A 12,830-nucleotide genomic window follows, 5' to 3' on the forward strand; every position below is an offset into this window, starting at 1 on the left:
CCAGATTTAGTTATAACATTTATATCCTATATATCTTACTTTTATTTTCTTTTCAGAAAATTTTGTATATTATATTCTGATATAAATTCATTAATTGATCGGATTGTTTTATAAAACTATTTTTTGATTTTATATTTTTTAAATACATAATGAAGTTATTACTATCACCATTATATAAATTTTATAAGTATAATTTCTATTAATGTATTTTGCACTCTATATAAAAATAAATAGTGCTACTTTTTAAGAAAATCTGCCTTATTTAAGTCTAAGGTTTCTTAATAAGATTTTCTTTTTTTATCGTTAGTTAATTATTCTAATTTAAGAAGTAACTTAAAACGAAAAGGGGGATTTGTATGTGCGATTTTGTTTCACAAAACCAAAAATTATTTGATGAATTAGATAACCTTATTGATTCATTAGAAGTAGCGGATGAAAGTGCTTTAATATTTGTACTTAAAGAAGCTCAAGGAATCTTCGGTTATCTACCAAAAGAAGTTCAACTTCATATAGCTGATAAGTTAGGCGTTGCTCCTTCTAAAGTATATGGTGTTGTAAGTTTCTATTCTTACTTCTCTACTAATCCAATCGGAGAATACAAAATTAGTGTCTGTCTTGGTACAGTTTGCTTCGTTAAAGGCTCAGACAAGGTAATGGCTGAATTCGAAAAACAATTAGGAATCAAAGCTGGAGAAACAACAGAGGACCTTAAATTTACACTTGAAGGTTTAAGATGTGTTGGTGCTTGCGGACTAGCTCCTGTTGTAGTTGTAAATGGAAAAGTTTATGGTCAATCAACTCCAGATGATGTTTCCAAAATATTAGACAACTATAGAAATTTAGAATTAAGCTGTTAGGGGGTAAATATTGATGAAAAAATTAAATTCAATAGCTGAGTTAAAAGCTGCTGTTAAAGAATTCAAACCTGTTCTTGATTTAAGAGAAAATCATACAGATGCTATACCTGATAAAAGAGATATCTTAGTCTGTGGAGGTACTGGATGTACATCTTCAGACAGTTTACAAATAATCGAAAATTTAAAAGAAGAAATTGAAAAAGCTGGTTTATCAGACCATGCTATGGTTCATTTAACAGGATGCTTTGGATTCTGTGCTATGGGACCAATCGTTAAGGTTTATCCTGATAACGTATTCTACGTTCATGTTAAACCAGAAGATGCTAATGAAATAGTTCAAAGTCATATCGCCAATAACCAAGTTGTAGAAAGATTATTATTCGAAGAACCTGCTCTAAATCACCAAAAAGTTCAAAAACATGAAGATATGGCATTCTATAAAAAACAATTACGTATTGCCTTAAGAAACTGTGGTCATATAAATCCAGAAGATATAACTGAATATATCGCAAATGATGGATACTTAGCTCTTGCTAAATGTCTAGAAGAAATGACTCCACAAGAAGTTATCGAAGAAATGAAAAAATCTGGCTTAAGAGGTCGTGGTGGTGCTGGTTTCCCAACAGGTGTTAAATGGGAATCTGCTTCTAAAAACCCTGCTGTAAACGGTAAAAAATTCATTGTATGTAATGCTGATGAAGGTGACCCAGGTGCATTCATGGATAGATCACTTCTAGAAGGTGACCCAAATAGTGTTCTTGAAGCTATGGCAATAGCTGGTTATGCTGTTGGTGCTTCTCAAGGATATATCTACATAAGAGCTGAATACCCTCTTGCAATAGATAGATTAAAAATAGCTATAGCACAAGCTGAAGAAGCTGGTGTTTTAGGTGACAATATATTAGGAACTGGATTTAACTTCAAAATAGAATTAAAATATGGTGCTGGTGCATTCGTTTGTGGTGAAGGTACTGCATTAATTAACTCTATCGAAGGTAAACGTGGCGAACCAAGAATGAAGACTTTCTCTTCTTCTAAACATGGTTTATGGCAAGCTCCTACTTCAGTTAATAACGTTGAAACATTTGGTAATGTTCCAGCTATAATCAATAATGGTGCTGATTGGTTTGCTTCTTATGGTACTGAAGATTCTAAAGGTACTAAAGTTTTCGCCCTAGGTGGAAAAGTAAACAATGTAGGACTTGTTGAAGTACCTATGGGAACAACTTTAAGAGAAATAGTTTATGAAATAGGCGGAGGTATACCTAACGGAAAAGAATTCAAAGCTGTTCAAACTGGTGGTCCATCTGGTGGATGTATATCATCTAGAGACTTAGATACTCCAATAGATTTTAAATCTTTAGCATCTATAGGCTCTATGATGGGTTCTGGTGGTATGCTTGTTCTTGATGAAACTGACTGTATGGTTGATATCTCTAAATTCTTCCTTGAATTCACAGTTGATGAATCTTGTGGTAAATGTACTCCATGTCGTATAGGTAATAAGAGATTACTTGAAATGTTAACTAAGATATGTGATGGTAAAGGTACAGAAGAAGACTTAGTTGATTTAAAAGATTTAGCTTTAACTATAAAGAATACTTCTTTATGTGGTCTTGGTAAATGTGCCCCTAACCCTGTTCTTAGTACATTAGATTGCTTCTATGATGAATATTTAGCTCATGTCAAAGACAAAAAATGTCCTGCTGCTAAATGTCAATCTATGTTAAATTACTTCATCAATGATAATTGTATCGGTTGTGGATTATGTAAGAAAAACTGTCCTGCTGATGCTATCACTGGTGAAAAGAAAGAAAAACATGTTATCGATACAACTAAGTGCTTAAAATGTGGTGCTTGTATGGAAAAATGTAAGAAACATGCAATCGAAAAAAGATAGTACATTTATAATCAATTGTTAGACAATAATTTTTTAATTATTATTGAGGAGGGATTTACTAATGAGTTTAGTTAATTTAACTATAAATGGCAAAGCTGTTGCCGTACCATCTGGTACTAAAATACTTGAAGCTGCAAAGCAAGTAGGTATTAAAATACCTAGCTTATGCCAAATGAAAATAGATGAAATAGGTTTTACTAATGAATGTGCATCTTGCCGTGTATGTATGGTAAGTGCAGGAAGAAAACTAGTACCTGCTTGTGGTACTATGGTTAAAGAAGGAATGGTAGTTAACACTAACACTCCTGAAGCTTTAAAATATAGAAAAAATGTTGTTGAATTATTATTATCAGACCATCCACAAGATTGTTATACTTGTGCTAAAAGTGGTCAATGTGAATTACAAAATTTAGCTTCTGATATGGGTATAAGAAATATAAGATTTAAAGGTGAACAATCAACTTCACCTATAGATACTTCTTCTTATTCTATAGTAAAAGATAATGACAAATGTATATTATGTAGAAGATGTGAAACTATGTGTACAGAAGTTCAAACTGTTGGTGTTCTTTCTGGTGTAAATCGTGGTTTCAATACTGTAGTTGGTACTTTCTTCAATACTGACATGATGAATACAGAATGTACTTTCTGTGGACAATGTGTTAGTGTATGTCCAACTGGTGCTTTAATGGAAAAAGATAATACTAAAGAAGCTTGGGATGCATTAGCTCAAAAAGAAAAACCAGTTATGGTTCAAATTGCTCCAGCTGTTAGGGTTGGTATAAGTGAAGAATTTGGATTTGAACCTGGAGCTATATCTACTGGTAAAGTTGTTGCAGCTTTAAAAGCATTAGGATTTGATTATGTATTCGATACTAACTTTGCTGCTGACTTAACTATAATGGAAGAAGCTAATGAGTTTGTACAAAGATTAACTAAAGGTGGAGATTTACCAATAATGACTTCATGTTGTCCAGCTTGGGTTAACTTCTGTGAAACTCAATACCCAGATTTATTAAAATACTTATCAACTTGTAGATCACCACAAAGTATGTTCTCTCCAGTAGCTAGATATTATTTCGCTGACAAAATATTAGGTAAAAAACCTGATGAAGTTATAGTAATGTCTATAATGCCTTGTATAGCTAAAAAATATGAAGTTGCTAGAGAAGAATTAGGTAAAGATGGTATAATCGATACTGATTTATCATTAACAGTAAGAGAACTTGCAAGAATGATAAGAGAAGCTGGTATAGATTTAGCAACTATAGAAGATGCTGAATTTGATAGTCCTTTAGGATATTCAACTGGTGCTGCTGATATATTCGGTGTTACTGGTGGTGTTCTTGAAGCTGCTTTAAGAACTGCTTACACTGATGTAACTAAAGTTGAATTACCTGATGATGCTATAGAATTTAAATCTGTAAGAGGATTTGAAGGAATCAAAGAAGCAACAGTTAACGTTGGTGGAACTGACGTAAATGTAGTTGCAGCTTCATCTCTAGGATGCGCTAGAAAATTAATGGATGAATTAAGAGCTGATATAGCTGCTGGTAGAGCTCCTAAATACCACATCATAGAAATCATGGCTTGTCCTGGTGGATGTGTTGCCGGTGGAGGTCAACCATTCCATGGTGGAGATTACGAAAAAGTTAAAGCAAGAGGTGCTGGATTATATGCAATCGATGCTAATAAGCCTAAACGTAAATCTCATCAAAACCAAGATATTAAAAAATTATATGCTGAGTTCTTGGGAGAAAGAGGCGGACACAACGCTCATACTTATCTACATACGCATTATTTTGATAGAAGTAATCCATATGCAAAAGAAGATCCAAAAGAAGCTGCCTTAACTACTGAATAAATTAGTTAATAATAGCCTTAAAAGCCTATAATATATAGATTAGATTGGCCTGTCGTGTTTTTACTCGACAGGTCTTTCTTTTTTTTCATAAATATTTTATATACTTAATTTACTATAATTAGATTTACTATTATGAGCATAAATTTTTTAAATAAAATAGCCTTTCACATTATTTAATCAAAACATGCAAAAGGCTATTTTATTTATTTTATACTATTTTATTTTTGTATTGTTTGAGATAATTTCTTAGTAAATTCTATAGCTGCATCATATCCCATTATTTTTTGTCTATAGTTCATAGCTGCAACTTCTACTATCATAGCTGTATTTCTACCTGGTTTTACTGGAACAACTAATTTTTCTACTTCTTTTCCTAATATTGTTTCATATTCTTTATCAAGACCTAGTCTATCATAGTATTTTTCTTGGTCCCAACTTTCCAGTTCAAGAATTAAACTTATTTCTTTCATGTTTTTTATTGCACCAACGCCATATAAACTTCTTACATCGATTATTCCTATACCTCTTATCTCCATGTAATGTCTTAGTAATTCTGGCGCTTGTCCAATCAATCTATCATCATCTAATTTTATTATTTCTACTGCATCATCTGCAACTAATCTATGTCCTTTTTGTATAAGCTCAAGAGCAGTTTCAGACTTACCTATACTACTCTCTCCTTTTATAAGAACACCTATCCCATATACGTCTACAAGTACTCCATGTATTGTTATATGTGGTGCTAATCTATTATCAAGATAGTTAGATATTTTGTTTATAAATCTAGTAGTATTTCTTTCACTACTTATTAGTACACGTTCGTGTCTTTTGGCAGCTTCTAATATATCTTCATCAATTTCCAATCCTCTTGTAACGATTAATGCAGGTATATCATAAGAGAATAATTTATCTAGTATTTCTCTTCTCTTTTCTTTATCGATATTTTTAAAATAAGTATATTCCCCTTTACCTATTATCTGTATTCTATCAAATGCAAAATATTCAAAGTATCCTGCTAGTGCTAATCCTGTTCTATTTACATCTTGTGATTGAACGAAGAATTCTTTACCTTCTGGTCTATAAACAACATTTAGTTCTAAGTCCCTAACAAGATCTGATATTGCTATTTTGTCTTTTGATTCCATTCTTATTCCTCCGATTTAAAATAATTATAAATATTTTCTGCTGCTGTTTTATTTATACTCTCAACTTCTAATAATTCCTCAAATGTAGCAGCCTTTATACTATCAATACTTTTAAAATGGCTTAAAAGATTTTTCTTTCTTGTCTCCCCTATACCAGGTATATCATCTAGTACGGATTTTGTAAGTGATTTCTTTCTCAAACTTCTATGATAAGTTATAGCATAGTTATGAACTTCTTCTTGTATGCTAGCAACAAATCTGTATAAGTTTGTTGTTTTATCTAATACAATTTCTTGTGATTTATTTACTAATCCTTTTGTTCTATGTTTGTCATCTTTAAACATACCCCACAGAGGAATTTGTATATTATTTTCGTCTAGTACGTTTTGTACAGCGCTTACTTGACCTTTTCCTCCGTCTAGTAAAATTAAATTTGGTAAATTTCCATGTTTTATTCTTCTGCTTAAAATTTCTGCCATTGAGCCATAATCATCTGGACCTACTATGGTCTTTATTTTAAATCTTCTATATTCTTTTCTATCTTTTTTACCATTTGTAAAAACAACCATAGTACCAATTGAATCTACACCTTGAATATTAGATATATCGTATGCTTCAATTCTTTCTGGAACTGTTTCAAGGTTAAGTAACTCTGTTAATTGAGTTAGTGCACCAATACTTTTTTCATATTTTTGTTTATTTAAATGAGAAAATTTATTTAAATATTCCATAGCATTTTTTCTGACCATCATAGCCAATGCTTTCTTCTCACCTTTTTGAGGTAATGTAATACTTACTTTGTTTCCTTTTTTCTCACTTAACCACTGTTCTAATATCTCTCTATCTTCTATATCTTCATCTATAATTATTTCTTTTGGTATATACTCCTGTTCCATATAGAATTGTTTTACAAATGAGCCAAGCACAGAATTAGATTTACTTCCTTCTACACCTTCTAATATAAAGTGTTCTCTTCCTATTATTTTTCCATTTCTCATAAAGAATACTTGAACACATGCTTCTTCTTCTGTTCTTGCTAAAGCAATTACATCTTGATTTGCATCCATACTTGATGAATCTATTTTTTGTTTTTCTTTTATCTCTTCCAAATTCTTTATTTTATCTCTATAAGTGGCTGCCTCTTCAAAGTTAAAATTCATTGCACACTCATTCATTTTTTCTTTTAAGAGATTTATTAAAGTTTCTTCTTTTCCTGATAAAAATAATAATATTTCATCAATTATCTTGTTATATTCTTTTTGAGATACATGTCCTGTACAAGGTCCTATACATTTTTTAATATGATAATTCAAACATGGCCTTGCATTATTTTTAATAGCTTTTGGTATATCTATATTGCAATTTCTAATTGGATATATATTATGAATTATCTCTAGGGTATCGTTTACCGCACCCACATTTGTATATGGTCCAAAATATTTTGCATTATCTTTTAGTACTCTTCTAACCTTCATTACTCTTGGATAATCTTCATTAACAGTGACTTTTATATATGGATATGTTTTGTCATCTCTAAGCAAAACATTATATTTTGGTCTGTACTGTTTAATTAAGTTACATTCAAGTATTAACGCCTCTAACTCAGAATCAGTAATTATATACTCAAATGATGCAATATTTTCTACCATAGATCTCACTTTTGATGAGTGATTTTTAGATGATTGAAAATATTGTCTAACTCTATTCTTCAAAGAAATAGCTTTCCCGACATAAATTATTTTGTCGTTCTTGTTTTTCATTAAATAAACGCCAGGTTCGTCTGGTAGTAATTTTAATTGTTCTTGAATATCAAACATTAAAAATCTCCTTTTTCCTCATAAACTTCTATTATTCTTTATTTTTTGTCTTTAATTACATATTAATTCCTATATAATCTTTTATTTTCTGACATTTATAATTTTTTAATGTATAAGAGCATTATAAATCATATTAATTTATAATGCTCTTATTTACTATTAAATCATACCATATTTTTTTGATGTTTTTCTATCATATTACAAAATTATTTATATTAATACATATTTATTCAAAGTATTTTTTTAAAAATTGTCCCGTATATGATTTTTCTACTTTTGATACTTCTTTTGGAGTTCCTGTTGCAACTATAGTTCCCCCATTATCTCCACCTTCTGGTCCTAAATCAATTATATAATCACAACACTTAATTACATCTAAGTTATGCTCTATTACTACTATAGAGTTACCTGTATCAGCTAATCTTTGTAGAACATCTATTAATTTGTCTACATCAGCCATATGTAACCCTGTTGTCGGTTCGTCTAAAATATATAATGTTTTACCAGTAGGTCTTTTGCTTAATTCAGTTGCTAATTTAATTCTTTGTGCTTCACCACCTGATAATTGAGTAGATGGTTGACCTAATTTTATATATGAAAGACCTACATCCATTAATGTCTCTAATTTTCTTTTTATTGTAGGTATATTTTCAAAGAATTCTAGTGCCTCTTCAACATTCATATCTAATACATCAGCAATCGTCTTATCTTTATATTTAACTTGTAGAGTCTCTCTATTATATCTTTCACCCTTACATACTTCACAAGGAACATATACGTCTGGTAGGAAGTGCATTTCTATTTTTATTATTCCATCACCTTTACATGCCTCACATCTTCCACCTTTTACATTAAAACTAAATCTTCCTTTTTTATATCCTCTTGCTTTAGCTTCGTTTGTCATTGCGAATAAATCTCTTATGTGGTCAAATATTCCTGTATAAGTTGCAGGATTTGACCTAGGAGTTCTTCCTATTGGACTTTGGTCAATATTTATTATCTTATCTATATTTTCTATACCTTTTATTTCTTTATGTTTTCCTGGTTTCATTCTAGATCTGTTTACTTTGTTGGCAACACTTTTATATAGTATTTCATTTATAAGTGTACTTTTTCCTGAGCCTGAAACACCAGTTATACATACAAATTTACCTAATGGTATTTTTACATTTAGGTTTTTAAGGTTATTTTCACTTGCTTTTATTATTTCTATAAACTCTCCGTTTCCTTCTCTAACTGTTTCCGGTACATCTATAGTTCTCATTCCACTTAAGTACATACCTGTTATAGAATTCGGGTTATTTATAATTTCATCAAATGTACCTTGAGCAACTATCTCACCACCATGAACTCCTGCCCCAGGCCCTATATCTACTATATAGTCCGCAGCTCTCATAGTATCCTCGTCGTGCTCAACAACAATCAACGTATTTCCTATTCTAGTTAAGTTCTGAAGTGAGGCTATTAATTTATCATTGTCTCTTTGATGAAGACCTATACTAGGTTCGTCTAATACATAAAGAACACCTACTAAAGCAGAACCTATTTGTGTTGCAAGTCTTATACGTTGTGCTTCACCACCTGATAGTGTTCCCGCCTTTCTAGATAGATTTAAATATTCTAAACCTACATTGATTAAGAATGATGCCCTCTCGTGTATTTCTTTTAATATTTCCTGAGCAATAAATTGATTCTTTTCACTTAATTTTAAACTATCTATAAAATCTATTAATTCATTTATTGAAAGCTCTGTTACTTCAATTATATTTTTTTCTCCTACTTTAACTGATAGGACTTCCTTTTTTAGTCTATTACCTTTACATTTTGGACAAGGAGTCTCTGCCATAAATTCATCAATTTTATCCTTAGCATATTCAGAAGAAGTTTCATTATATCTTCGCTCTAAGTTTACTAAAACACCTTCAAAAGGAGCTTTATAGTGTTTTCTTCCTCCAAATTTAGAATCAAATTCAAATTCTACAATTGTGTTGTCTCTTCCGTAAAGTAACTCTTGTACAAAATCATCTGGTAATTCTTTAAATGGTGTATCTAAAGATACTCCATATATATCAGCTAAACTTCTTACCATTTTGCTATAGTAAGTATCATTACTCTTACTTACAGAACCCCATGCTGCTATTGCGCCTTGGTTTATCGATAAATCTTTATTTGGTACAACTAAATCCTCATCAACGTTTCTACGTTCACCTAAACCATTACATTCATCACAAGCACCAAATGGAGCATTAAATGAGAACATTCTTGGAGATAATTCTTCAATTCCAACTCCATGGTCAGGACATGCGAATTTAGTTGAATACAGTATTTCTTCTCCATCTATAATTTGTGCAATAACTAATCCATCTGATAATTTTATTGCTGTTTCGATTGAGTCAGAAAGTCTTCCTTCAATTCCTGGTTTTACAACTATTCTATCTACAACTACTTCTATATTGTGTTTTTTATTTTTACTTAGTTCAATCTCATCTGTAACTTCGTAATTTTCTCCATTTACTCTAACTCTTACAAATCCTTCTTTTTTTAGTCCTTCTAGTGTCTTTTTATGCGTTCCTTTTTGACCCCTAACGATAGGAGACAGTATTTGTAATTTTGTTCTTTCTGGAAATTCTAATATTTTATCCACGATTTCTTGTACTGTCATCTGGCTTATTTTATTTCCACATACAGGACAATGTACATCTCCAACTCTAGCAAATAAAAGTCTTAGGTAATCATATATTTCTGTAACTGTACCTACTGTTGATCTAGGGTTTCTTGATGTTGTCTTTTGGTCTATCGAAATTGCTGGTGAAAGACCTTCTATGTACTCTACATTTGGTTTTTCCATTTGCCCTAAAAATTGTCTAGCATATGATGAAAGACTTTCTACATATCGTCTTTGTCCTTCTGCATAAATTGTATCAAACGCTAATGATGATTTTCCTGAGCCAGATAATCCTGTAAATACAACAAATTTATTTCTAGGGATTACTAAATTCACATCTTTTAAATTGTTTTCTTTAGCACCTCTTATTATTATTTTATCTTCCATTCTATGTTCCTTTCTTTTTATTTTGAATCTATCTCTTATAATTCTTTCTAATATAAAAATTTCTAATCGATTATTTGTAAAAATATGTTTTGTATTAGTAATCTTATTTATATTTTTTATACTTTTTGCTCTAATTCTTTTATTTTATCTCTTAACTGAGCCGCTCTTTCAAATTGTAAATTAGTTGCTGCTTCCATCATTTCAGCTTGTAATTTATCTATATTAGCCTTAATTTCTTCTTTATTATCAGTTTCACTTATTCCGTAAATTTCTTCTTCCTCAGCTAATTTAAGAGTTTCTATGCTGTCTCTGATGTCTTTTTTAATTGTTTTAGGAATTATACCGTGTTCTTTATTATATTGTGACTGTATTTCTCTTCTTCTAGCTGTCTCTTCAATTGTAGCTGCCATTGAACGAGTAATCTTGTCTGCGTACATAATAACTCTACCTTCTGCATTTCTGGCAGCACGTCCAACTGTTTGTATTAACGATGTTTCTGAACGTAAGAAACCTTCTTTATCTGCATCTAAAATAGCTATTAATGATACTTCTGGTATATCTAATCCCTCTCTAAGTAAGTTTATACCTACTAATACATCAAACTTACCTAATCTTAAATCTCTTATTATTTCCGTTCTTTCTAAAGTAACGATATCTGAATGTAGGTATTTTACCTTAATTCCAATTTCTTCAAGATAATTTGTTAAATCCTCACTCATTTTTTTAGTTAAGGTAGTGATTAATACTCTCTCTCCATTTTCTATAACCTTGTTTATTTCTCCAACTAAATCGTCTATTTGATTTTCAATCGGTCTTACTTCTATAATTGGGTCAAGTAATCCTGTAGGTCTTATTATTTGTTGTGCAACTGTAGTTGAATGTTCAATTTCATAAGGACCTGGTGTCGCTGAAACAAATAATACTTGGTTTATATTTTCTTCAAACTCTTCAAAGTTTAAAGGTCTATTGTCGTATGCAGAAGGAAGTCTAAATCCATTGTCTATTAATGATTTTTTTCTAGAATGGTCTCCTGCATACATACCTCTAACTTGTGGTAGCGTAACGTGTGATTCATCTATTATCAACAAGAAATCATCTGGAAAGAAGTTCATAAGTGTATATGGCTTTTCTCCTGCTTTTCTGCCTGTAATATGTCTTGAATAGTTTTCTATACCTTGGCAGAATCCTATTTCTTTAAGCATTTCTATATCATATTTTGTTCTTTGTTCTATCCTTTGTGCTTCAAGCAACTGGTCATTATCTTTAAATTCTTGAACAACATCTGATAATTCTTTTTCTATTGCTTTTACTGCCTCTTCAATTCTTTCTGGAGTAGTAACGTAATGTGATGCTGGGAATATAGCAGTGTATTTTCTTGTTCCTACGATTTTTCCAGTAACATAATCAATTTCTGTTATTCTATCTATTTCATCGCCGAAGAATTCTACTCTAATAGCTCTTTCATCATTACTTACAGGGAAAATCTCGACAACATCTCCCCTTACTCTAAATGTTCCTCTTACAAAATTTATATCGTTTCTTTCGTATTGTATATCTATTAATTTTTTAATTATTTCATCTCTTTCAACTTCCATACCTACCCTTAGAGATAACATCAAATCTTTATAATCCTTTGGATCCCCTATACCATATATGCATGATACAGAAGATACGATTATAGTGTCTTTTCTCTCTAAAATTGATGCTGTAGCAGAGTGGCGCAATTTGTCTATTTCATCATTTATGCTAGCATCTTTTTCTATGTATGTATCGCTGTGGGCAACGTATGCCTCTGGTTGATAATAATCATAATAACTTACAAAATACTCAACTGCATTATCAGGGAAGAATTCTTTAAATTCACTATAAAGCTGTGCAGCCAATGTTTTATTGTGTGCTAATATAAGAGTAGGCTTTTTAACCTCTTGTATTATATTTGCCATTGTAAATGTCTTACCTGAACCTGTAACCCCTAATAAAGTCGAAAATTTTTCATCATGATTTATGGCATTTACTATTTCTCTAATAGCCTCAGGTTGGTCACCTGTAGGTTTAAAGTCAGATTTTATTTTAAAATCCATAATATCACCTAACCTTTCCCGAACATTAGTTCTATTTCCATTATACCTATTATAAATAGTACTGTTAGGGCTTTATTTATCCATAAATTTGGTTCTTGTTTTAATTGTTTATTA

General features: G+C 30.9%; 7 protein-coding genes. 3 read left to right on the top strand and 4 right to left on the bottom strand.

Annotated features, from left to right (window positions below):
- Positions 1-356: 356 nt before the first annotated feature.
- From I4U58_RS08575 to I4U58_RS08585, 3 genes are all read left to right on the top strand, one after another.
- Entirely contained in the window at positions 357-857 is a 501-nt protein-coding gene (locus I4U58_RS08575) for an NAD(P)H-dependent oxidoreductase subunit E (RefSeq protein WP_195930883.1), read from the top strand.
- 13 nt (positions 858-870) lie between these two features.
- Entirely contained in the window at positions 871-2,757 is a 1,887-nt protein-coding gene (locus tag I4U58_RS08580; RefSeq protein WP_195930884.1) for an NADH-quinone oxidoreductase subunit NuoF, read from the top strand.
- Between the two features lie 61 nt (positions 2,758-2,818).
- Entirely contained in the window at positions 2,819-4,621 is a 1,803-nt protein-coding gene (locus tag I4U58_RS08585; RefSeq protein ID WP_195930885.1) for an NADH-dependent [FeFe] hydrogenase, group A6, read from the top strand.
- A 218-nt stretch (positions 4,622-4,839) separates the two neighbouring features.
- On the opposite strand, the gene hprK is transcribed toward I4U58_RS08585, so the two are convergent.
- The 4 genes from hprK to uvrB all read right to left on the bottom strand — a co-directional run bounded on the left by hprK (position 4,840) and on the right by uvrB (position 12,719).
- A complete protein-coding gene (hprK, locus tag I4U58_RS08590; RefSeq protein WP_195930886.1) occupies positions 4,840-5,766 on the bottom strand; it encodes an HPr(Ser) kinase/phosphatase in 927 nt (308 codons plus the stop codon).
- Between the two features lie 2 nt (positions 5,767-5,768).
- On the bottom strand, positions 5,769-7,583 hold the full coding sequence (uvrC, locus tag I4U58_RS08595) for an excinuclease ABC subunit UvrC (protein WP_195930887.1): 1,815 nt from the start codon (positions 7,581-7,583) through the stop codon (positions 5,769-5,771).
- A gap of 226 nt (positions 7,584-7,809) precedes the next feature.
- Positions 7,810-10,635 (bottom strand): excinuclease ABC subunit UvrA, encoded by a 2,826-nt coding sequence (gene uvrA / locus I4U58_RS08600; RefSeq protein ID WP_195930888.1) that lies wholly within the window; start codon positions 10,633-10,635, stop codon positions 7,810-7,812.
- Between the two features lie 116 nt (positions 10,636-10,751).
- A complete protein-coding gene (gene uvrB, locus I4U58_RS08605) occupies positions 10,752-12,719 on the bottom strand; it encodes an excinuclease ABC subunit UvrB (RefSeq protein WP_347708173.1) in 1,968 nt (655 codons plus the stop codon).
- Between the last annotated feature and the right edge of the window lie 111 nt (positions 12,720-12,830).

It is taken from the genome of Clostridium sp. 1001270J_160509_D11 (assembly GCF_015667935.1).
Taxonomy (GTDB): Bacteria; Bacillota; Clostridia; order Peptostreptococcales; family Peptostreptococcaceae; genus Intestinibacter.